Source organism: Halomicronema sp. CCY15110, from assembly GCF_016888165.1.
GTDB lineage: Bacteria > Cyanobacteriota > Cyanobacteriia > Phormidesmidales > Phormidesmidaceae > Halomicronema.
The window spans coordinates 1-22,272 of record NZ_JACSWC010000220.1; the positions used below are offsets into that span (position 1 = coordinate 1).

Genomic DNA, 22,272 nt, shown 5'->3' on the forward strand with positions numbered 1-22,272 from the left:
GTTCTCGAAAGTGACGACTTTCTCACGATGAGACTACCGATACTTTGCTCCCAAAACTTTTCTGCACCAGTGAGCAAGATGGCCTCAGAAATCATCCTTAGGAGCATAGTGATGTGGAGCTGACTGCCCTTCAAACAGCTAATATCGCCACCGCGATCGCTTATCTCATTATTCCTTTTTGTCTAGTTTATTGGCTGTGGAGACTCCGCCGATATCAACTACCCTGGCAGCTTTTTGCTCATTTGGGACTATTTTCAGCCTTTATTTTGAGTTGTGCCCTGACCCATCTTTTAGGGCATAACTCTCCCGCGATTTATCCTTGCGCTGTGATTAGTGGCCTCGAAGCCATTGCCCTGATCGTGAGTACCCGTGGGCTAGCCGATCACTTCATCGGCCAACTGCGAGCTCAGCGCCTACTGCAAGGCTTTTTAGACAATGCGCAGATCGGCATGATGGCGTTTGATGCGGTGCGAGATAGCGAAACCAACGAAATTGTCGATTTCCGCTGCACCCTCGAAAATGACTACGCTCGGCGGCATGGCTCCCCTGAACCGATGACTGGCAGGCTACTCATTCAGGCCATGCCGCACCATCTAGAGAGTGGCCTGTTTGAGCAATATTGCCGCAGCACCCAGGGCGAAAATATCACCGCAGAATTTTCCTACCCAGAGCTGGGCTGGTTTCAAAATCGCTCATTTCCACTCCTCCAGGGGTTTGGGGTGACGTTTGCTAATATCACCACCCTTAAAAATGCGGCCATTTTTGATCGGTTAACCGGACTCTATAATCGCCAGATCTTAGATCAGCCTCTCAAGTTCAACGCTCTGTTGTACTTGGATCTTGATCGCTTTAAACAAGTGAATGATCTCCAAGGCCATATCGTCGGCGATGAGGTGCTGAGACAGGTCGCAGATCGCCTTCGACACAGTACTCGCCCCAAAGATCTCCTGGTTCGATTAGGGGGAGATGAGTTTTTAGTTTTGATGGCCATTGCCGATGCGGCTCCCCAAGAGATTGCGCTAGAAACGGCCTGGCGCATTCACGATGCCATCCAAAAACCCTATTCGGTAGATGAGTTGATTCTGAATGTCGGGGTCTCGGTGGGCGTTTATCTGGCCATCAAAAACGACTCCTTAGACAGTGCGATTCGTCTGGCCGATATTGCCCTGAACACGCGCAAAGCTGATCGGGAAAAATATTCCCCAGTGGTCTTGTATGAGCCGGAAATGGGAGAGCGGGCCCAGCGGGGATATGTGTTTGAAAAGGAGCTGAAGCAGGCGATCATCGACGGACAAATTGTGTTGTTCTATCAGCGGGTCGTTAATTTGCAAGAGCCGAGTCATCCGACTGTGGGGTTTGAAGCCCTGGTGCGGTGGCAACATCCCGAGAAAGGACTAATTCTGCCGCAGGATTTTATCCCCATGGCTGAAAAATCCGGCCTCATCGGGCTCATCACAGATTATGTCTTGGCTGAGGCCTATCGGCAGGCTTGTGTCTGGAACCGCTTTGATCAATCGATGAAAATGAGCATCAATCTTAGTGCCTACGACTTAACTAGGTCTGAGTTTCTCAAGCATGCCCAAAAGGTTCTGCAGCAAGGCATTCTGAAGAACAACTCTTTTGGGTTTGAACTCACGGAAAAGGATTTTGCCGATTTATCGCAAGCGGCTGTGCTCAACATGATTAAGACTTTGAAGTCGTTTGGGGCAGGCTGGGCCATTGATGACGCGGGCACTGGCTATAACGGTCTCGGTGTGGTCAGTCAGGTTGGGGGTCTATTTGATGTGCTCAAAATTGACCGGAGTTTCATTTCTGGACCGCAAGCCTCGCTGCTGTTATGCGACGCCTTTTGTGCGATCGCCAATCACTTTGGCATGGAGGTGATTGCTGAGGGCATTGAGACCCAGTACCAAGCTCAGGCTCTGACGAAGTCAGGCGTGCAGTTTGGCCAGGGCTTTTACTTTGAGCACGGCGAGCCCCTCGCAGCAGCAGCAATGGAAGCGGTATTGGAAGCAGAGTGGAGTCACGCGCGCACCGAGTAAACGAACCCTGGAACGGTTGAGGGCAGTCCATTTTCCCAACCGAACCGCCCCGTTCACCCATCATCGACCAGCTGACAACTCGCTCATGTGGCTAGACGTAACCATGCTCAGCCAAAAAGTCGAGGGCGATATCCGGTTCTGTTGCTCCGTGGACTGGCCCTAGATTCAGGAATTTTTCGGCATACTTGCCCAATACGTCGCCTTCTAGATTCACCGCCTGCTGGGGCTGCAGGTATTGCAAATTGGTCTCGTGATAGGTCACGGGAATCACGGCCACGGTAAACCAGTCACCGCTGGGGCTGCAATCAGCCACGGTGAGGCTAATGCCATTCACCGCGATGCTGCCCTTGGGCACGATGTAGCGAGCGACGTGGGGCGAGGGCACGGCAAATCGCAATTCCCAAGACGTGGCGTCTGAAACCGCTGATTCCAACCGACCGAGGCCATCTACATGCCCGGTGACAAAATGCCCGCCGATTTTGCTGCCTACCCGCAGGGAGCTTTCCAAGTTCACCCAGCCGCCATCCACAACATCTCCCAGACTGGATTTCGCCAATGTTTCTGGTGAGGCTGTCGCGATAAAGCCATTGGCCAGGGCAGTTTCGACGGTGAGGCACACGCCATCCACGGCGATGCTGTCTCCCAAGTCCAAATCGGCCAGCAGGCGATCGCTACCTGGCCCGTCACAGACAATCTTGAGATGGTTGGAGTCGAGTCGTGTTAACTTTCCTAGCGTTTGTATTAAGCCTGTAAACACAAAATTTTCATCCCAAAATATTCACGACATCTGGCCCCACACATTGAAATATAAGGGCATACTTAGAAACGATACCGATTTTTCCCTCCCAACACATCCATGCTGATGTCAGGTTGTCTTGATCACCGGGAGCAGCGAGGTCAGGCCCGAGCCGAACCTTTTGCCTCCGTTGCGAGTCAAGTCATGGAGTGAAAGACTCAGTCCTCAAAGCGGTGGCTATCGCTTAGAATCACACTAAATTGTGGAGCTTTCCCACCCTTGATCCCGTCCAGTGAGTTGTAGAGGCCAAGCTAATGATTGAGATGAAAGTCGCTGGTATTGCCCTCGACGCGATTTCACGCAATCCTGTGGTGCTCTTGCGAGATACCGAAGATCGCCGCGCCCTACCCATTTATATCGGACAAGATCAGGCCAAATCCATCATTGGTGCCTTGGAAAATCAACAGGCTCCTCGGCCCTTGACCCATGATTTATTTGTCAATCTCATCGACGATTGGGAGATGACGTTAGAACGCATCGTCATCCATGCGTTGAAGGACAACACCTTTTATGCCCTGCTGACGTTGAGCGCCGGAGAAACCCGGAAAGAGTTGGATGCACGACCTAGTGATGCGATCGCGATCGCCCTGCGGTTAGACGCTCCGATTTGGGTCATGGAGGAAGTCATTGCGGATGCGTCGATCCCCGTTGATCGCGCTGCTGACGAAGCGGAAAAGCAAGCTTTCCGAGATTTCATATCCAATTTGAGCCCCTCTGACTTTACCCAACAGGGCGGCATCAGCAACGACACGTTTGAACAGTGAACAGGGCGGTGAGCGGGAGCCGGATGCGCGGGTGAAATGCGGCACGATGCAGTATCGCCGATTTGGCAAAACCGAATTGCAGCTATCGGTGTTTTCGCTGGGCACGATGCGATCGCTCTCCACGGCTGACACTTTTGCAGCCACTGTCAGCGCCGCCATTGACCAGGGCATCAACCATATTGAAACGGCCCGGGGCTATGGCCAGAGCGAAGTGTTGCTGGGTCAAACGTTGCAGAGGTTGGGGAAGGCCACCCGCGATCGCCTCATCATCACCACCAAAATTCCGCCCACCGCTGACGCCGCGACGATGGCCGCCCATATCGACGAGTCGCTACAGCGCTTGCAGGTTGACGCGATCGACTGCCTCGCCGTTCACGGTTTGAACACGCCAGAGCATCTGGCCTGGGTGCAAGCCCCGGATGGCTGCATGATTGCTCTGCAAGCGGCCCAACAGGCAGGCAAGGTACGTCACATCGGCTTTTCGACCCACGGCAGTTTAGCGCTGATTCAGCAGGCCATCCGTACCGGACTGTTTGCGTTTGTCAATCTGCACTACTACGCTTTTTTTCGTCGCCCTGCCGCAGCGGTAGAACTCGCTCAGCAGCATGATTTGGGGATATTCATCATTTCACCGGCGGATAAGGGCGGCCTGCTCTACACTCCTCCTGATCGCTTGCGCGAACTCTGCGTCCCCTTTGAACCGCTGCCTTTGACTTATCGTTGGCTGCTCAGCCAAGCCGCCATCACCACCCTGAGCATTGGCCCCGCCAAGCCTGAAGAGTTGACCGCCCCGCTGCGGGTGAGCGATCGCACCGAGCCCCTCACCGCTAAAGAACAGGCGGCGTTTGACCAACTCGAAGCGGCGGCTCAGAATACGTTGGGTAGCGATCGCTGCCACCAATGTTATGCCTGTTTGCCCTGCCCCGAATCGATCAATATCCCCGAAGTGCTGCGGTTAAGGAATCTGGCGATCGCCTACGACATGACTGAATATGGACAGTATCGCTACCGCATGTTTGAAAATGCGGGGCACTGGTTTCCGGGTCGGAAGGGTAACCGCTGCACCGACTGTGGCGACTGTCTTCCCCGATGCCCCAGTGGGCTACAGATTCCCAACCTGTTGCGCGATGCCCATCAAAGACTCAATGGCCCAGAACGACGACGCCTCTGGGGATAGCAGCTTTAGGGGACGCTTCCCTATGGGCTAGGAAACCAGCCCACATTCCGCTGTTAGGGGCAGCACCCATCAAGCCCGTGAATGCGCCCCATCAACGAGCAACTTTTGCCATTCAATTCTCGATATAACAATTCAAAGGGCGAAATGTGGGGTGGAACAAATTACAGCAGCCTTTGCGCCCTGAGCTAGTCTTTATCAAATAGGCCCAGATGCTCGTCGCCGAGGCGATCGCTGACGGAATGAGGTGTCCGCGCCAGGTGACGCAGCTCAAAGTGCGGGGCAAAGAGCTGGCGTAGTTCATCAGGATGACTGCCAAAGGGAGGGCCACCCGGACGATTGTGGGTGAAAAACAACCCAATATATTGCCCATCGGGCTTGAGTAATTGGTGGACGAGCTGGACGTAACGCTCGCGCAAGTCAGGGGCTAGGGCGCAAAAACAGGTGTGCTCAACCACGTAGTCAAACTGCTGCTCGTAGGCGGGTAATAGGTCAAAGATGTCGCACTGTAGCCAAGTGACCGACACCTGAGCCGCGGCTGCCAGCCGACTAGCAGCCGCGATCGCCGCTGGCGCAAAATCTACCCCCGTCACCTCAAACCCTTGCTGAGCCAACCACACCGCGTCATGTCCGTGGCCGCTGCCCAACACCACGACCCGGCCCCGCTCTGGCGCATCCGGCGACGTAAATAGATGCACTAACGGCGGTGCTGGTTGTCCCAGATCCCAGCGGGCAGTGCCATTTTGATACCGACTTTCCCAAAAATCGGGCGCGAGGGCAGCGCGGTCGGAGGCAGAATCAGCGGGAACAGTCATGATGTCAGCAGGAGCGGCGATCGCTTGAGAGGACGCTTTTATTGTGACGGGTTATGAATACTTTTGAAACGCCAGGACTGAGGACAGTCCACGTCCTCCCGACACTGGCTCTTGTCAGGGCATTTGACCCAGCAATATTCCTAACAACTGTGATCCTGATGAACGTGAAATTTCGGCGGCTGGACGTCACGTTGATGAGGTTTTCCCAGAATTCCCCTGCCACTGTGAAGCTCTTGTAAAGTCCTCGCCCGCCCCTCAGGAACGGCCAAAACCTTTTGTAGGATGAGGGCGATATATTGCGTAATTTTTTTGGCGTCTTGTTAGGTGTCGAGGGCTTGAAGGGCGGAGTAACTTTTCAATGGTCCCAATTCAGCCACGGCTATTTTAATCCTATGGTGATTGATTGATATGGTGCTATTTGTTGCTCAGAGTGTGTTGCTATTGGTGGCGATCGCGGTCGCGCTGCCGATTGGGGTATTGGTAGTGGAATGCGTGATTGCCGCTATCTTGCCAACCATTCGACCCCATACTGATGGCCTGGACACAGCAGCCAAGGTAACCGTGCTGATGCCCGCCCATAACGAAGCCAGCAACATCACCCCTGTTTTACAAAGCATTCAGCAGCAGTTGCGCCCCCAAGACACGTTATTGGTAATTGCCGATAACTGCACCGACGACACCGCCAACGTGGCCCGGGCAACGGGAGCGCAGGTGCTAGAACGGCAAGATGCTCAGCGTCGCGGTAAAGGCTACGCCCTCGATTTTGGCCTACGAGCACTGGCCGCCGATGCGCCAGATGTCGTGGTCATGATGGATGCCGATTGCCTGACTACAGGAGGCTCTTTGCTGACGCTGGCAGCGCAGGCGCTGACCACCGGGCGTCCCGTCCAGTCTCGTTATCTCTTCGCCGTCCCTGATGCACCCAGCAGCAAAGCGCTGATTTCGGCCTTTGCAATTACGGTCAAAAACTGGGTGCGTCCCCTCGGGATGCGACAGCTCGGGTTGCCGAGCCTACTGTTTGGTACGGGCATGGCCTTTCCCTGGTCGGTATTAATGACGGTGGATCTGGCTAGTGGTCACATTGTGGAAGACATGAAGCTAGGCTTAGATCTAGCGATCGCAGGTCATCCGCCACTGTTTGACCCAAATGTGCAAGTCATGGGGCAATTGCCCGACAGCACCCAAGCGGCCACCAGCCAGCGCACCCGTTGGGAGCATGGTCACCTTACCGTCTTGCGCGACTACGTGCCCCAGCTTTTGGGGCAAAGCTTCCAGCAAGGACGCATGGATCTGTTCGCCCTAGCTTTGGATCTCGCCGTTCCGCCATTGACTTTGCTGGTGATGCTCTGGGTACTGGCTGTCGGCTTGACCGGATTAGCGGCTGGGGTCGGGCTGGGATGGTTACCGATATTGGTCACCGCGATCGCAGGAGGACTGTTGTTCATCGCGATCGCGACGGCTTGGCTACGGTTTGCACGTCAAGATATCCCCCTCGGCAGCTTGGTCACCTTTGCCGGTTACCTACTCTGGAAGATTCCGCTATATTTCAAGTTTTTAGTTAAGCCGCAGTCTGACTGGGTACGTACGGAGCGTTCTCAAGCGAAATCCAGCTCTCCGAAATAAGCCACTGGTTCAAGACAACGATGCAAGATACTGAGTACAGCAAGCTAAGGGATCGACGGGAAAATAAAAATCTCGGTAATGATGGGTCGGTGAGTCAGTGAGGGGGTGGGTAGGTGGGATGAATTCAAGTGCGGATCCGGTACTTTTATTGCGAGCACGTCTCTAAATAAGCATTGGAGATGATGCCCTCCCCCATATCACAGGGAACGTTCCCCTATTGGCCAACCCGGTAGTCACGAGGCAGGAAAAGGGAACCGTCCCTTGACTTAGATAATTTTCAAGGCAGGTACTTCTGCACGACTACCCAGCCCGACCACGAGACGAGGGCTAAGGCAATCATCAACAGGCCATTCAGAGTGAGATGGAGCGATCGCGCCCAGGGTTTTTGCGGATGGTTGATCTGCGTGGCTGACCAAGCTGAAGCTAACGTCAGAGCCACCACGGTAAGACCAGCGGGTAAATGGGGTGAGTGCCCCAAACTACCAAAATGGCCCAGCGTGCCAACAACACCGATACTCAGCAGCAGCAGCACCGTGAGCACTAACACCACGCCCAGGGCAAAGTGTAGACGCCGCCATCCGAGAAATGTTGCAGTGGGCTCATCAAGGCTCGGCACCGTTGATTGCTGAAGCCGGAGATAGCGCATCCAGCCGCCGATCACCAACAAACTCACAAACAAAAACACCGCCAGTCCCATTGACCAGGCGGCAATGCGCCACAGCCAGATAAAAGAAGGAAGATTCAAAACCGTTGTCTCCGGTTCACGTGCAGCCTAGGAGTCTAGGATACTACCTGCACTCGCCGCGCCGTCGAGACAAGCCCCTTCCCAAGCCACGCCTTCGCCTTCGATGCAAAGCAAATTGGCCCCGGCAAAATTAGCGCCGCGCACAATCGCCCCGGACAAAATAGCTTCTTCAAGATTGGCATCGGCAAAGTTCGTTCCGGCCAAATTGGCATTACTGAAATCAGCTTGCTCCAGTTGGGCCCCGCGCAAATCAACCCCACGCAGGTCCGCACCCCGAAAATCGGTGCCGGCCAAATTTGCTTGACTGAGGTTGGCCCCCGCCATAAAAGCCCCCGCAAAACTCGTGCTTTGGAACCGGGCCTCGATTAAAATGCTGCCCTGTAGTTCCGCATTGCGGAAATCAGCTCCCACCAGCTTAGCGCCCCCCAAATTAGCCCCACGTAAATTACTCCGCAGATTGCTGTGGCTCAGATCGGCACCAGCCAAGTTAGCTCCCGCGAGGTCGGCTCTCGCCAAATTGACCCCCACCAGGTTAGCCCCCGACAAATCTTGTCCCGCGAGCCCAGCGTCACTGAGGTCTTGGTGCTGTCCTGCACGCACAGCAGTGATATCCAGCGGTGAAGGCAATGAAGTGGTAGACGAAGTCATAATCCGAGCAGCATTAGGGTTAATTGACGGAGGATAACGATTCTTCTAACCAGACTTTGGGAAGCTGGCTAGGACGTTCAGGCAGTTGCATCATGCCAATTTCGGTCAAACGCACAATCGTTGACAAATGTTCTAGCAGCGTGGGATCAAACCGGGTGCCACTGTGCTGGAGACATTTGTCTAGTGCATCACTTAGCGACAGAGCCGGGCGATCGCCCCGCGACTGAGTCAGTTCTTGAAAGTGGGCCGCCAACCGCAAGGTGCGAGATTCTAACGGAATCGACTCGCCGCGCAAACCATCGGGCCGACCACTGCCATCCCAGTTTTCCAGCTGGTGGCTGACGATGAGTCGCACGGGCTCTAACTCGGCCATGGCCCCGAGCAGCTGCCCTCCCAAGTAGGCCCGATTATTCCAAGTCACCAATTCTGACTCGCGGAGTTGGCTGGCAGGCTGCTTAAACACTTCTATGGGCGCTTCGGCCAACCCAATACGGAATAGTAACCCGGCCAATCGCAGTCGGCGCAGGCGAATAGTCGGCAAATCCAAAATTTGTCCGAGGGTTTCAGCCAAAGCCGCCACTTGCAAAGAAGCGAGGGGATTATCTTGGTCACGCTCGTCGACTCGCTGGGCCATACGCAAAAAGGCTTGCAGCTTGTTAGCCGTCATGTTGCGGTTGACTCGCAGGGCATGGCCTTCCAGTTCCCACAGCTCTTGGGCTTGACGGCTGGCCGTGATGAGATGCTCCTGGCTGTCTTGCAAATAGTTCACAATGCGCGACACGACGCTCGTTAAATCGATAGGGATGGAGTCGGGGGTCGTGCTCATCTGCTGCTGCAAAGCCGTCAGGCGATCAGCCAGTGCCGCATCATACGGACGCATCCGTTCCACCAAGATGGCAGCCGCTGCTTCAACGGCGACTCGGTCAAAGGTCCACAGCCCATAAAATTTGCGCTCAACATCGCTGCGGGGTTGGGTATCGGCTTGATACTCCTCGGGCGACAACTCGTGGCAGAGGACCATGGCGGTGTAACCAGGGGCCACGATAATCAGATTCCACTCGTGAACCAGGCTGTCATCGAGAGATAACTCAACCATTGACACGTTATCTAGCTGACCCGTGGGGTGATTTTCCAGGCCACTGTCGGCACAGGCGGCGATCGCCACCGCGGCCGAACTTTGGGCAATACTCAGATAGCGATCGGCCTCCTGCATGTACCACTTCCCTTGCTGGAAAGTCACTAGTACCAAAGGTTCTTGCCCAGTATGTTGAGCCGTACTTTTGAGAATGTGATCTTCTAAAGCATGACAGAGCGCAATCAGCGTGTTTTTAAAGTAGACGCGATAGCTAGAGGGCAACTGCCCGGACGGGAGCGCCGCTTTGAGTTGGTTAAGCGTTGAATTCGAATCCATCCTAGTTGCGGCTACGACCCCAAATGTCATTAATAACTTCTCGCATGATTTCACTCATCAATCATGCAAGCGCACTTCGTTTATCTTACTGGAAAGGCGTTAACCGACATGGCAAAAACCGTCAAACTCAGCCTCGACGCAACAACGAGCCCTCACAATGCGGCATTACTGGATTAGGAAATTGGCGATTTAACGAGCTGCACCAGTACCCGCCGCCCTTGCAACGGGCGAGAGCACCCGCTTCTTACCACTTTTTTCGAGGGGGAAGAGTTCATGCCGTCGGTCCACCAGGTCTTAGGCCACTGCCTAGGCCGCTGCTTGCGTCGCGGTTCGACGCGGAAAATTCGTGATATTGGCCATGCCATACAGCGTCAGCTTTTGATTCCGCAGCCTTAACTGATCGACCCGCAGCTGCATGCCGTCCAGCGCAAACTTATCTAAATCCAACATGTTGTTAAGGTGCTCAACCAGGGCCTGGGATAATTCCAGGTCGGTGGATTCACTGCCGTGGCTCACGTTGGAAAATTGGATCCGCTGCCGATTCTCCACTTCCAGCTGAGTGGTCAAACTGATTTGCTGTCGTTCAGCCGCGTAGCCCACCCGAATGCGGCTATCGAGTTTGAGCGAACCGTCATTTTGAATCTTGAGTTGCACAGTCTCAAAGTTGAGATTCTCGCCCTTGAAGGTGAGCTTTTGCATCTTCTCAATCAGAAAATCTGTATTGAAAGAAGCATTAAGGTCATCCTCGGACAGTTCAATGCGCATATTGGCCTGGGTCGACTGCTTTAGCTTGACCTGACCCTTGAAAATAGCGCCAAAGTCGATCGCTACCGACTGCACGTAGAACTCCATAGACTCGACTCGCAAGCCGCTGTGCATCAGCAACCCTTTGCCGATGAAGTCAAAGCCGTCAACACTGCCCTGAAAAAGCTTTGCTACCGGCTCTGCCCGCACAATCGCTTCCAATTTTTCGGCCTGCTTAAACAGCGCCGAGATGGCTGCGGTAACAGCTTTACTCACGACGCGATCGCCGCTCTGACCGGGCACTGGCAAATTACCAAACACAATTGATGTCATCTCGCCTTAATGTAGGAGGTGAACTCGTACAACCATTGTAACTATTTGTTAACAATTATTGCGTCAACCGCAGAAAAAATATTCTATGCCGAGCATAAATAGCGGTTATCGAAGCGACACAAAGGCTGCTATCACCGTATCACTAATCTTCTGTGGCGATGGCGGCCATGGTCACGTCGCCGACCGCCAATGGCAGTCACGGCAGGCTGGCTAACACCACAAATAAGCTATCGACCAGCAAAGTGCCGACGAGGGTGCCGCTAAACACCCAGTAGTGGCGCTGGCGCGATCGCCCGCCGATCCAGGCCAAGAGTAATAAGAATGCGGCGCAAGCCATCGCGATCATCACCCCTTCCACAGTTTGAATCTGGGTGAAGGCAGCTTGCACGATGGTGATGCCGTCGGCTGGGGGGGCCACCATCATGGCTCGCCAGTAAGGCATGAGGTGCAGACGGTAGAAATATAAATCGGTGACGGCAGTGCCTAACAGCGAGCCCAGGTAAAACCAATGCCCGACGCGATGCCGCCCTCGATAGAGTCCCCAGAGGGCGATGGGCAGACCGATCGATTCGATGGGCAAATGCCACAGCGGCTCCCACCGAAACCAGCCCCAGTAAATGGCTCCCGCGAGCCAACTCCAGCTCAACCCCACGCAGAGTTCACCGACAAAGGCGGTACGAGGGTGGGGACGGCATTGCTCCCCCAGCCATACCCACACCGCCGTCAGCGCCACACATAGCACCGGGGCAGTCCTCACCAGGGGGGCTTCAAAAAAGACGGGTACCGATACCAAGAAAATGCCGAGAGTAATGCCGAGACCCGCAGAACGGGGATTCAGCAATAGGGCATCGATGGCGGCAGCTAACTGTTTTGGAATCAATGCCAGGAACCCCGATGGCCCCGAGGCGATCGCCGGAATCCTGATCGCGATCGCATTGAAATACGTTGAGTCGTGCATTCAGCCCGGATCTCGAAAACTTGGGCAAATCATTCTGCTAAAAATCTATTACCTGGTCAGCCGCTTGACTACGACCTCAATAATTAAAACAAGCATAAATTTAAGGTTGGTTATTGATTTAAAACTGACTTCTCGGTGTAGAGAGCGGAGTGAAAACCCTTTGCAAGACCTGCTTCTAGCGGTTTAGGGTATCCCCCATAGGGGGATGTTAACTTATAATTTAGAAGTCTGCACCTGCTCGCGATTCAACCGCTAGAATTTCCGCAGGCATCATTAAGCATCATCGAGGAAAAGTTTTGGTTACGACTACTCAAAACATTCAAGAAAGCTATCAGGCTGCTGAAGTTGGCCCTTCAGAACGGCAAGATCGCGTGGCAGTCCTGCTGATGGGCTATGGCGAAGTCGAAAGTTACGATGACTTTGCGAACTACAATGAGCAGGCGTTGAATCTGCTGACGGCGAAGTTTGCTCCGGTGCCAACTTGGGTGTACCCGCCAATGGCGAAGCTATTAGCGATATTTGACCTGCACGAGTGGAGTCATCAACACGACCAGTTCATTTCGCCTCACAATGCCATCTTTGAAAAGCAGCGGGCGGGTGTAGAACACGAATTGCAGCACCGCTGGGGCGATCGCGTCAAAGTCTTCAAAGCGTTCAATTTCTGTAAGCCTCATTTGCCGGGACAAGTCCTAGAGCAAATCAAATCGGAAGGCTTTAGCAAGCTACTCATCTATCCGCTATTGGTGGTCGATTCTATCTTCACCAGCGGTATCGCCGTCGAGCAGGTCAATCATGCCCTTGCCGAGTTAAGCGATGGTGAGGAGCATTGGGTCAATGGTGTCCGCTACATTCCCTCCTTTTTTGACCAACCCGCCTATCTGGATCTGATGGTGCAGATGGTCGAAGAAAAAATTGCGGCGGAACTGGCCAAAGCCTATTTGCCTTCCCAAATTGGCATCGTGTTGATGAACCACGGCTGTCCGTTTGAAGCGAAAGGGTTCACCTCTGGCATTGACGAAAGCCAAATGCTGTACGAGCGCGTGCGGGAACGCCTAATTTATCGGTATCCCCTGATTTCGGTGGGCTGGCTGAATCACCAAACCCCCCTGATTAAATGGACGCAGCCAAATGCCAAACTGGCTACCCAAAACCTCATTGACCTGGGGGCCAAGGCGATCGTCATGATGCCCATTGGCTTCGCCACCGAAAATCATGAGACGCTGTTGGATGTGGAGCACATCATCGAAAACGTGCGCAAAAAGCATTCGGATGTCAGCTTTGTGCAAATGCCTTGCGTGAATGATCATCCCGCATTCTTGAAGATGGTGGCCGATTGGGCCGATGGTCAGATTAACGACCTGCTGGAAGAAGACGCCTTGGCGGTGAATCCGACACTGGCGATCGCCCACGCTCAGGCCCAGCAAAACAGTCACGCCCACGCCCACGATCATCACCATGACCACGGGCACAGCCACGAACACCATCACCACAGCCACTAGATTTTTGCTCTAGCTTTTAGATCTAGTCTTAAAAACCCCTGATTTCTTATGGCGCACAGACATGACTACGCGCTGTGGAGAAGTCAGGGGTTTGGCTATGGTGTCGCGATTCAGTGCCTATTTTCAGGAACGCGCCGTGGCGCTATCAAAATTGCGATCAATCCACTGCTTGGCCCGTTTAATGGCATCAGTTCGGGTCCAAGCTTTGGGCACGGCGACGGCAGAGCCCGTCTCGTAGTTAACCCAGGCCGTGTAAGTGGTGACCTCTTGCCAAACTGACTGCTCCAACTCAATGGTGCAATGCCGGTAAGGACAGGTCAGCACAATATGGGGGTAATGGGGATCAATAATCATAAGGGGTGCGGCATCGAGTTCTAGCAAATTGCCCAGAGATCGCCGGGATGAGCCCATGGTTCTCCCAAGAGCACTCCATGGCGATACTTCTAAGCTAGAAAATAGAACGGAATTGCGCAAAAATCTGTGCGCCAGATGCCAGCAGCACCATCAGTAGCAGTTGCCGCGTACAGGAGCCGCCCACTGCCAGAGCGCAAGCCCAGCATCGTGGTGGTGCGCTGCTCCTCTAACCGGTTATGGGGTATAGCGAACACCGCGATAAGTCAGTTCTGGCCCTGGATGACGAAGATTGACTGGGGAGTCAGCGGATTTGTTTGTTTGCCGGAAGGGGTGCGGCCTGGCCGTTTCGACGCTGGCCGAAGTCTCGTAAGGAATGCCGCGATAAATCAGTTTCATAATGGATAGAACCGGGGATGCGCACGAGCAATACAGCCAGTTGTGGCAAGTCGTCGCTGGCTAGGGCTCGTTGATTGAACTGGGCTTAGGGTTCCTCACGGCAGGGCCGAATCGCAGTTTGTCACAAATCATCGCGATCGCGGCTCTTACTCCCGGCTCTATAAACCAGATCGCCCCGGGGACGGTTCTCTCTAGCTGAAGTTGTACCGTGTTGGTGATGCCGCTAGAGAACCGTCCCCTGATCGCCTAACCGATCGCGATTAGGGACATCCCAAGCTGTCACGGGTAGCGACCCCAGTGACAGGATTCACGCCATCGGCATGTTCACACATTTTCTTGATTTGGTAGCGGTCTAAAATTGTGCCGGAAAAGTCGGCCCCAGTGATATTGGCGTTATAAAACGTGGTGCTGGTCATGATGGCATCGACGACGATCGCATTCGTCAGATCAGCCCCGTTGAAGGTGACGCGATCGGCAAAGGACTGAGTCAAATTCACCCCGGCCATGTGGGCTTTTTCAAAGACCCCTTTAGTCAAAATAGTTTCGCTTAGATCAGCATCGGTAAAGTCGGCCTCGTAGGCATCCGCCGCCGCTAACGAAGACCCAGTCAAATCTTCCCCGGCAAAGGAGCGATGACGCAGTTCGGCATAGGTGAAGTCTTCGGCTGCGATCGCGGGCCCGGTAGCCAGCGACAATACCCCGAGCAATATTCCGATACACAGGACTCGACAAATGGTTCGAGCGATCTTGAGCATAGTCTTTGACCTAGATTCACTTTTCTTAATTATTTATCTTGCTAGTTTAAAGCGAATTGGCAAAACGCTTCTCAAGTGACGGCATGGCGGCTCAGTTCCTCAGGGAACCGCCATGTCGTCAAATCACCCTTGTTGCCATCACCCCCCGCCGATCACCGTATAACCTCAATATTCGGCAATATTGGGCAATAAACCCCGATATTGGGCAATATTTGGGGCGATTTCTGAGCCATGATGAGAACGCAACGCGATCATTACTGGAATTTATTTCTAAAGTTCATGAGCTCCCCCGACAGTGTGACGATTTTGCAGGTCGATGCCTTTACCGACTATTGTTTTGGCGGCAATCCAGCCGCCGTGTGTGTGTTGTCCACCCCCGCCAGTGAAACTTGGATGCGGGTCGTCGCTGCCGAAATGAATCTGTCAGAAACGGCCTTTTTGTACCCAGTGGAAGACGGCTACCAATTGCGCTGGTTTACCCCCACCGCCGAGGTCGATTTATGCGGCCATGCCACCCTGGCAAGTGCCCATGTGTTGTGGAGTGAGGGACAGTTAGCGGCGGATCAAATGGCGCGGTTTCACACCAAGAGCGGGTTGCTCACCGCGAGTCAGGCAGCGGGGTGGATTACGCTCAACTTTCCGGTGCAGCCAGTAAAGCCTGTTGCTCCGCCACCAGAATTACTCAAAAGTCTGCGGGGTTTACAGCCCCAATCAGTGGCCTATGGGGGCTCTGCTGAGGCCAATTATTTGGTCGAGTTGCCGTCTGAAGACTATGTGCGATCGCTCCAGCCAGATTTCGCCATGATGCGCTTGTTGCCCGCCCAAGGTGTGATTGTGACCGCGCTCAGCGAAGACCCCAGCATTGATTTTGTGTCGCGTTACTTTGCCCCAGCGGTAGGCATTGAAGAAGACCCCGTGACTGGGTCGGCCCATTGCTCCCTCGTGCCATTTTGGGAAGATAAGCTGGGTAAGTCAGAATTTGTCGCCAGGCAAGTTTCACAGCGCGGCGGCCAATTGAAGGTCAAGCGAGCGGGCGATCGCATCCTGATTAGCGGTCAAGCGGTCACCGTCATGCAAGGAACGCTGTTCTCAGCCCCGACGCCAGAAGCGAGCTGAGCCGTCCGCTCTGGTCATGACCAGACGGGCTAACGCGCCGCCGGGACTGAAAATATGGGAACCCTGAAGCGGCTATGTCACAATGAGAGGCATTACGCAGTTAGGAGCAAGGTTAAGTGCTGGAAGCACAGGTGCATGAACAGTTGCGGGCATTTCTGCGACATCATCGCAACACCAACTGGCCCCATCATTTGACGATGGCCCGCTTGGCTGCGCGAGCATTGCGGTTGGGGCGCAGCTCCCTCATCCAGGTGGGCGCTTCCGCGCTATATCAGGGCCATTATCGCCTCAGCTATCTGATGTCGCTGCTGCTGTGGCCCGATCCCGCTATTTTGGTGCTGCCCGATGCCTTGCGACAAGCCGTCCTGTTAGGCGACATTCCTCGGTTGCAGGAATGGATGCCCTGCCAAAAGCCTGTGCAATGGGGCGATGAGTGGCCCCACGCCGACTTCCAAGGCCTTTTTGTCACCAGTCCCAAGGTGTGGCTGCGCGATCGCCTGTTTCAACAACAGCGCTTTCCCAACGGCGTCCCCGTCTTTATTGATGGTGCTGATGAACTCGAATTCCAGATTCGCGACGTGTTGACGGTCAAGCTCGACGCCGATGCTTGGCAAAGCTTAATGCAGGCCTATCCGCAGCATCAAACCCTGATTCGGGATACGCGGGTCAGCCTGACCCATCAAGTCTTTAAGCATCCAGCCAACCCGTATCACTGCCACTTGGTAGATGAACCGGAACGGCAAGTCCTGATGGCTCTGCAAGAAGTTTTATTCGATGGGGACGTGGGGCAAACCGGGATGCCGCCCCAGTGGCAGCGCTTTTGGGCGCAGATGAATCGGCCTGAATCCTTACATTGGGCGGAGTTAGAGCGGACGAATGGACGCTGGACGCTGAACTGCGCCCCGGTAGACGTGGCGACGTTTATAACGCCCCACTGGCAGCAGCAGCCGTTGGTGTTGATGGGGGGAGCGCTGGATGCCAACACGGACGCCACAGAGTTCCGGCAACGCTTGGGATTGGGCGAGATGACCTGTCTCAAATTCAATCCCGATCGCCATACCGAAGAAATTCAACTTTATTTACCCGATCGCATTCCCCTGCCCAACACCGCTGAATTCCAGCCCGTATTGCAAGACGAACTGGCTTATTTGGTGGTGGCGGGTACCAGTCGCAGCGGTTTTACGGTGGTGCTGGTGGATGATACCCCCCTCAAGCGGCAAGTGGCCACCACCCTGGCGTCGCAGTTTGGCTCGCGGGTACAGGTCGAAACCACCGACCTCCCAGCGAATGGCGTGCTCGTGACCGGCTGGCGCTTTTGGCAAACCCACCAGACCCAACTGCCGTTACCGAGTTTGTTGGTGCTGGCAACGTTGCCACTGCCCTCTTTAGAAAACCCGCTAGTGGCAGGCCGAGTTGCCTACTACAAGCGATCGCGACAGGACTGGTTCCGGTTATATTTGCTGCCTACGGCGCTGATGGAACTCCAACGGGCGATCGCCCCCGTACGGGCCAACCAGGGTACCGTCGCGATTTTGGATAACCGGGTCAACCATCGCAGCTATGGCCGACAGATTTTAGAGGCGTTGAATCCCGCCATTCGGCTGCACCAGCGCCAGCATCTCTGGCTGTCAGAACCCGCCACTCTATCGCCTCGACAACAGCGCTTTTAGAACGCGGTATGATATCGAATGATTGCTGCCAGATTTACTCTGGGCGATCGCCGTTAACTTGTAGACACCCCCTCAAAGGTCTGCCATGGGAGAATCTAAGCGCCGTAAAGAAAAACTGGGCGAAGATTACGGTAAACAGGAAAACATTTTGCCCTGGGTGCCCATCACCAAAGATCAGGGCGAAAAGTTCGTTAAGTGGACCACTCAAGGTGCCTGGATTGGCATCTTTGCCATGATTGCCCTCTGGGTCATCGTGCGCTTTGTCGGGCCGGGCTTTGGCTGGTGGGATGTCACGTAATTAGCGATCCATCGCCTTAAGTCGTCTGGCCGCTGGGGCAGCGCTCGTCGATGCGGTGACTGTAGGTTATCGAGATCGTCGCTCCTGGGCCAGCAGCCACCACAGCCCAGCAGTGATCACCATACTGCCCGCAGCAAAAAAACTCAGCACCACCCCAAAGGGCAGCTCGACGGACTGGATTCCCAAAAATTTGACAGCGACGGGGGTGGCATTTTGTACCGACAGAATGGCGATCGCTACAATCCAAATCGCGGGCACGATTACGAGCAAAAGTTTTGGCATGGCGGGTACTAGTGAGCTGGGATTAAAGCTATTTTGCCACTCGCAACGCTCAGAAATGGGAGTTGCCAGCATCCCCCCTCTTTAGGTAGAGTATTAGACCGGGCGTTTGAAGGAAAATTATGGCCAAGCGAGTTCAAGTCGTTTTACAAGAAGATATTCGTAAGTTGGGAATTTCGGGGGACCTGGTTGAGGTAGCACCCGGCTATGCCCGTAACTATCTGTTTCCCCGTGGGCTAGCGGTGCGCACGACTCCTGGCGTACTGAAGCAGGTAGAGCGTCGTCGCGAAGAGATTCGCCAGCGGCTAGAACAGATTAAGAATGATGCCGAAGCGATGAAAACAGCCATGGAAACCATCGGCATGTTTGTCATCAAGAAGCCCGTCGGTGAAGATGACGCGATTTTTGGTACCGTCACCTCTACGGATGTGGCCGAGGCAATTCAGTTAGCAACGCAGAAAGAGGTAGATCGTCGCGACATTTCTGTGCCTGACATCAACAAGCTCGGCGAATATAAGGTCACAATCAAGCTTCATGCCGAAGTGACCGCGACGATCAACATTCGTGTCGCCGCTGACTAAGCCAACTTAGAACGCCCGGATTTTCAGAACAGGTTAGGTCGTTTACCTAACCTGTTTTGTTGTATCAATCAATTTTTACGGGTGAATTGTTAAAAAGTCGCGGAAAGTGAAGGCGGATGCCTCCTATCCGAGACTATATTTGAGAGCTCCCCCTCTTAACGCTAGCCCAGACGATATACGGCAGCAAATCCTTCTTTGGGATGCGGTGGCGCGCCTGCTAACTGGCGCGACATGGTTTCGATAATTTCCGGCGGCACCTGCCGCGATCTCCCCTGGTTGCGCTTAAGGCATTCGGCAAGAGAAACGTCGAACCACACTGCCAACAACCGCGTAAACCCCAATGATTGAGCGGTTTGAATGACCCGACGGCGACCTCGACGCTGCACATTCGTTGCATCATATAGGGCTCCAGATAGCTGGCCTTGCTGAGTCTGCTGCGCCGCCCCTCGCATTTTTTGCCCGACACACTCCCAAACTTGGGGCCAGGGGCCTTGGGTCGCTTCATCACCAAACAACTCGCCGCGAATCTGATCGGTGGAAATGTAAGCGATCGCAGGATCAGCTTGCCGAAAGTGTCGCGCCCAAGTCGATTTGCCGCTGTCCGGTAGACCAATGAGTAACCAGAGAGGAATGTCGATAGAAGCGGGCATGGCGGGTGCGGGAGGAAGGGAGCGGGGGCATGAAGCTGGCTGACTGGCTATGGACTGAGGAGAGTTGGCCAAAAGGATTCAAATATAGCTTTTTTAGCGCGAAATGATGCAAAATTTGACGGGCAAGTTATGGTGGATGGCAGAACTGCGTCACTTGAGGAAGTTGGGAAATGGTTGTTCGCGTTTGGGCTAGCAAAGTCGGTGCGCTGTTGTTAACCACGGCTATGGTGACCGCGATCGCCCCCCTCCGATCGCTGCAAGCACAAACCACGATTACGCCGCCGCCCCTGCAGCAACTGGTGCACAGTTTCGACATTTCGCAACCCGATGCCACAGCCTACGCCCTATGGAATGCGGGGCAGAGCGATCGGCATGAAGTTTGGTTCCGCATTATTTCTGGTGAGGCTGACCATCAGCAGCGATTACGGGTTTACAAAGAGCAAGCCCCGCCCCGCTCCCCCGATATGCTGCCCCCGCTCTCGACCATGGTTCACGAAATCGAAAATAATAATCCTTCCCAATGGTTCTACTTGGGCTCTGAAGCCGGTTTTTTTACCTATTACTTTGAAGGTGATAATCGTCTGATTGGCGATCCAGAGTATGACGACGCCTATGCCGTCCGCGTACAAAAATCGATTTACAACAACGGCGATCGCTACCAAATCAGTTTTGAAGACATCTCTGAACTCGACGACTACGACGACCTCGAAATTGAAGTCGTCCTCATCCGTCGCTAACTGGCCAATTAACCTGAGTCATCACCGCAATTTTTCAGCACATCCAATCGGTAAATATGATGGATGTCATTCAAATGCGACCATCCCCTGTTGGCTTCATTAGCAGCTGTTAGATATGCCCGCCTTCTAGAATTGACATAGACCCTACCCAACTCCTGTCAATAGAGAACTCAAATGGTCCAGTCTCCCTCTAAACTCATTCCTCTGGAGGAATTTCTGACGTGGTCAGAAACCAAACCGGCTAGCGAGTATATTGATGGGCAGATTATTCAGAAGCCCATGCCACAGGGAAAGCACAGCACGATTCAAACTGAATTTTCTGCCACTGTTAATGGGGTTCTTAAACCCCTAAAAATTGCACGGGCATTTTCTGAACTGCGTTGTACGTTTGGTGGTCGCTCAACGGTTCCAGATGTTTCGGTGTTTAGCTGGCAAAGGATTCCTCGTGACCCAAATGGTGAGGTTGCAAACACCTTTTTGTGTGCTCCTGACTGGACGATAGAAATCCTTTCACCGGATCAAAGCCAAACCAAAGTAACTAAAAATATTTTGCATTGTCTTAACCATGGAAGCCAAATGGGTTGGTTAATTGACCCTGATGAGCAAACTGTTTTCGTATATTTGCCCAAGCAGCAACCTGAAGTGTTTGACCAATCTGAGCAGATAGTGCCAGTCCCCAGCTTTGCCCATCCGTTGAATTTGAGCATAGGTGCGATATTTGGTTGGCTGCTGGAGTAAAGCAAGGCCAACAATATCTAATTGACGCTTCTTGAGGAATTTGCGCGGCTCACAGCGCGATCGCCGCTTCCTCCATGACGATCCGCCCAGCGGTGGCATCCATCGTGACTTCGACGCCGAGGGGCAGGGTGAGGATGGGTTCGACGTGACCGATCGCGGCGTTCCACCAGGCGGGGATGCCGAGGGGGGCGATGTGGTCGGTCAAGACTTGTTCGAGGGTGAGGGCACCGTAGCCACCAGAAGGGTCGCAGTTGGTGCATTGCCCAAAGACAAAGCCTGCGAGTTGGTCGAGTACCCCGGCGAGTTTGAGCTGGGTGAGCATGCGATCAATGCGGTAAACGGCTTCCCCGACGTCTTCTAAAAAAAGGATGGCTCCGGTGAGGTCCGGGACGTAGGGGGAGCCGACGATACCGGAAATGACCGATAGGTTGCCGCCGTAGAGTTTGCCTCGGGCTTGGCCGGGAGTGATGGTCTGCACTCGAAAGCGAGTTTGCATGAGGCGATCGCGGTCTTCTCCCGCAATGGGATTTTCAAAGGTCAACGCTTGCCCGTCAAAGAGCACTTGGCGAAAGGGCACGGTTTGGTCGGGACGCCAGGCGGTGAGGCCGTTGGGGCCGTGAAAAGTGACCAAGCCCGTTTGGGCGGTAATGCCCAGCAGCAGGGCCGTCAGGTCACTAAAGCCGGTGATAATTTTGGGATTTTGACGAATCAGGTCGTAATCCAAATAGGGCAGAATGCGGGCACAGCCCCAATCGCCGCGAATGGGAAGGAGTGCCGAGATGGTCGGATCGCCAAAAAACTGATTGACATCGGCGGCGCGATCGCGATCTTGTCCCGCCAGGTAGCCATACTGCGCCAGCACATGGGGCGCGGGACGGGGAACGAGTCCTAACCCCCTGACTGCATCCATCACAATGTCTAAATCGGCGGTGTTGAACGTGGCCCCCGCTGGACTAATAATGCCGACGGTATCACCGGGTCGCAGCCGGGGCGGTTTAATGATGGCGGGCGCGGCGGCCTGTGCTGGTGCTCGGGTAGCAAAGGGCAGCATTGCAGCTAGCGCCCCCGCCCCAGCGATCAGTTGTCGTCGTGTGGGTCGTTGTCCCATCGGCTTTTCCCTATACTTAGCTGTCTCGATTATCAGGG

24 protein-coding genes are annotated in these 22,272 nt (G+C 54.2%); 11 read left to right on the top strand and 13 right to left on the bottom strand.

What is annotated here, in order from left to right; translation table 11 throughout:
* Positions 1 to 113: 113 nt before the first annotated feature.
* Positions 114 to 2,042, top strand: coding sequence for a bifunctional diguanylate cyclase/phosphodiesterase (locus JUK32_RS07990; protein ID WP_204138329.1), 1,929 nt, complete (start codon positions 114 to 116; stop codon positions 2,040 to 2,042).
* Between the two features lie 91 nt (positions 2,043 to 2,133).
* Here the strand turns inward: JUK32_RS07990 and ribE are convergent, their stop codons facing one another.
* A complete protein-coding gene (gene ribE, locus JUK32_RS07995) occupies positions 2,134 to 2,799 on the bottom strand; it encodes a riboflavin synthase (protein ID WP_204138330.1) in 666 nt (221 codons plus the stop codon).
* Between the two features lie 293 nt (positions 2,800 to 3,092).
* On the opposite strand from ribE, the gene JUK32_RS08000 reads away from it, so the two are divergent.
* On the top strand, positions 3,093 to 3,602 hold the full coding sequence (locus JUK32_RS08000) for a bifunctional nuclease family protein (protein ID WP_204138331.1): 510 nt from the start codon (positions 3,093 to 3,095) through the stop codon (positions 3,600 to 3,602).
* A gap of 46 nt (positions 3,603 to 3,648) precedes the next feature.
* Positions 3,649 to 4,779, top strand: a complete 1,131-nt coding sequence (locus JUK32_RS08005; protein WP_204138383.1) for an aldo/keto reductase — start codon at positions 3,649 to 3,651, stop codon at positions 4,777 to 4,779.
* Between the two features lie 185 nt (positions 4,780 to 4,964).
* Here JUK32_RS08005 and JUK32_RS08010 read toward each other — a convergent pair whose 3' ends face one another.
* Positions 4,965 to 5,591, bottom strand: coding sequence for a methyltransferase domain-containing protein (locus tag JUK32_RS08010; RefSeq protein WP_204138332.1), 627 nt, complete (start codon positions 5,589 to 5,591; stop codon positions 4,965 to 4,967).
* Between the two features lie 408 nt (positions 5,592 to 5,999).
* Here JUK32_RS08010 and JUK32_RS08015 point away from each other — a divergent pair, with 408 nt between their 5' ends.
* On the top strand, positions 6,000 to 7,214 hold the full coding sequence (locus JUK32_RS08015) for a glycosyltransferase family 2 protein (protein WP_204138333.1): 1,215 nt from the start codon (positions 6,000 to 6,002) through the stop codon (positions 7,212 to 7,214).
* Positions 7,215 to 7,491: 277 nt separating this feature from the next.
* Here the strand turns inward: JUK32_RS08015 and JUK32_RS08020 are convergent, their stop codons facing one another.
* From JUK32_RS08020 to JUK32_RS08040, 5 genes are all read right to left on the bottom strand, one after another.
* Positions 7,492 to 7,959 carry a DUF4079 domain-containing protein gene (locus JUK32_RS08020; protein WP_204138334.1) on the bottom strand — a complete coding sequence of 156 codons (468 nt, stop codon included), beginning with the start codon at positions 7,957 to 7,959 and terminating at the stop codon, positions 7,492 to 7,494.
* A gap of 27 nt (positions 7,960 to 7,986) precedes the next feature.
* Positions 7,987 to 8,607: a pentapeptide repeat-containing protein gene (locus JUK32_RS08025; protein WP_204138335.1), complete on the bottom strand. Its 621-nt coding sequence runs from the start codon at positions 8,605 to 8,607 to the stop codon at positions 7,987 to 7,989.
* A 19-nt stretch (positions 8,608 to 8,626) separates the two neighbouring features.
* Positions 8,627 to 10,018 carry an HD domain-containing phosphohydrolase gene (locus JUK32_RS08030; protein WP_204138336.1) on the bottom strand — a complete coding sequence of 464 codons (1,392 nt, stop codon included), beginning with the start codon at positions 10,016 to 10,018 and terminating at the stop codon, positions 8,627 to 8,629.
* Between the two features lie 306 nt (positions 10,019 to 10,324).
* On the bottom strand, positions 10,325 to 11,095 hold the full coding sequence (locus JUK32_RS08035) for a DUF2993 domain-containing protein (RefSeq protein ID WP_204138337.1): 771 nt from the start codon (positions 11,093 to 11,095) through the stop codon (positions 10,325 to 10,327).
* Between the two features lie 196 nt (positions 11,096 to 11,291).
* Positions 11,292 to 12,053 carry a DUF3120 domain-containing protein gene (locus JUK32_RS08040; RefSeq protein ID WP_204138338.1) on the bottom strand — a complete coding sequence of 254 codons (762 nt, stop codon included), beginning with the start codon at positions 12,051 to 12,053 and terminating at the stop codon, positions 11,292 to 11,294.
* Between the two features lie 296 nt (positions 12,054 to 12,349).
* On the opposite strand from JUK32_RS08040, the gene JUK32_RS08045 reads away from it, so the two are divergent.
* On the top strand, positions 12,350 to 13,552 hold the full coding sequence (locus JUK32_RS08045; protein WP_239112447.1) for a ferrochelatase: 1,203 nt from the start codon (positions 12,350 to 12,352) through the stop codon (positions 13,550 to 13,552).
* 123 nt (positions 13,553 to 13,675) lie between these two features.
* Here the strand turns inward: JUK32_RS08045 and JUK32_RS08050 are convergent, their stop codons facing one another.
* The 3 genes from JUK32_RS08050 to JUK32_RS08060 all read right to left on the bottom strand — a co-directional run bounded on the left by JUK32_RS08050 (position 13,676) and on the right by JUK32_RS08060 (position 15,057).
* Positions 13,676 to 13,963 carry a hypothetical protein gene (locus JUK32_RS08050; protein WP_204138339.1) on the bottom strand — a complete coding sequence of 96 codons (288 nt, stop codon included), beginning with the start codon at positions 13,961 to 13,963 and terminating at the stop codon, positions 13,676 to 13,678.
* A 177-nt stretch (positions 13,964 to 14,140) separates the two neighbouring features.
* Entirely contained in the window at positions 14,141 to 14,302 is a 162-nt protein-coding gene (locus JUK32_RS08055; RefSeq protein ID WP_204138340.1) for a DUF4278 domain-containing protein, read from the bottom strand.
* Positions 14,303 to 14,562: 260 nt separating this feature from the next.
* Positions 14,563 to 15,057, bottom strand: a complete 495-nt coding sequence (locus JUK32_RS08060; RefSeq protein WP_204138341.1) for a pentapeptide repeat-containing protein — start codon at positions 15,055 to 15,057, stop codon at positions 14,563 to 14,565.
* Positions 15,058 to 15,336: 279 nt separating this feature from the next.
* On the opposite strand from JUK32_RS08060, the gene JUK32_RS08065 reads away from it, so the two are divergent.
* The 3 genes from JUK32_RS08065 to JUK32_RS08075 all read left to right on the top strand — a co-directional run bounded on the left by JUK32_RS08065 (position 15,337) and on the right by JUK32_RS08075 (position 18,141).
* On the top strand, positions 15,337 to 16,173 hold the full coding sequence (locus JUK32_RS08065; RefSeq protein WP_204138342.1) for a PhzF family phenazine biosynthesis protein: 837 nt from the start codon (positions 15,337 to 15,339) through the stop codon (positions 16,171 to 16,173).
* Positions 16,174 to 16,289: 116 nt separating this feature from the next.
* Positions 16,290 to 17,843: a helicase C-terminal domain-containing protein gene (locus JUK32_RS08070; RefSeq protein ID WP_204138343.1), complete on the top strand. Its 1,554-nt coding sequence runs from the start codon at positions 16,290 to 16,292 to the stop codon at positions 17,841 to 17,843.
* Between the two features lie 85 nt (positions 17,844 to 17,928).
* Positions 17,929 to 18,141, top strand: a complete 213-nt coding sequence (locus JUK32_RS08075; RefSeq protein ID WP_204138344.1) for a DUF2839 domain-containing protein — start codon at positions 17,929 to 17,931, stop codon at positions 18,139 to 18,141.
* Positions 18,142 to 18,207: 66 nt separating this feature from the next.
* Here JUK32_RS08075 and JUK32_RS08080 read toward each other — a convergent pair whose 3' ends face one another.
* Positions 18,208 to 18,423: a hypothetical protein gene (locus JUK32_RS08080; protein WP_204138345.1), complete on the bottom strand. Its 216-nt coding sequence runs from the start codon at positions 18,421 to 18,423 to the stop codon at positions 18,208 to 18,210.
* Positions 18,424 to 18,542: 119 nt separating this feature from the next.
* Between JUK32_RS08080 and rplI the strand changes: the two genes are divergently transcribed.
* On the top strand, positions 18,543 to 19,001 hold the full coding sequence (rplI, locus tag JUK32_RS08085; RefSeq protein ID WP_204138346.1) for a 50S ribosomal protein L9: 459 nt from the start codon (positions 18,543 to 18,545) through the stop codon (positions 18,999 to 19,001).
* Positions 19,002 to 19,162: 161 nt separating this feature from the next.
* On the opposite strand, the gene JUK32_RS08090 is transcribed toward rplI, so the two are convergent.
* Positions 19,163 to 19,651: an AAA family ATPase gene (locus JUK32_RS08090; protein WP_204138347.1), complete on the bottom strand. Its 489-nt coding sequence runs from the start codon at positions 19,649 to 19,651 to the stop codon at positions 19,163 to 19,165.
* Positions 19,652 to 19,821: 170 nt separating this feature from the next.
* Here JUK32_RS08090 and JUK32_RS08095 point away from each other — a divergent pair, with 170 nt between their 5' ends.
* Positions 19,822 to 20,388, top strand: coding sequence for a hypothetical protein (locus tag JUK32_RS08095; protein ID WP_204138348.1), 567 nt, complete (start codon positions 19,822 to 19,824; stop codon positions 20,386 to 20,388).
* 174 nt (positions 20,389 to 20,562) lie between these two features.
* Positions 20,563 to 21,126, top strand: a complete 564-nt coding sequence (locus JUK32_RS08100; protein WP_204138349.1) for a Uma2 family endonuclease — start codon at positions 20,563 to 20,565, stop codon at positions 21,124 to 21,126.
* Positions 21,127 to 21,175: 49 nt separating this feature from the next.
* On the opposite strand, the gene JUK32_RS08105 is transcribed toward JUK32_RS08100, so the two are convergent.
* A complete protein-coding gene (locus JUK32_RS08105; protein ID WP_204138350.1) occupies positions 21,176 to 22,234 on the bottom strand; it encodes an LD-carboxypeptidase in 1,059 nt (352 codons plus the stop codon).
* Between the last annotated feature and the right edge of the window lie 38 nt (positions 22,235 to 22,272).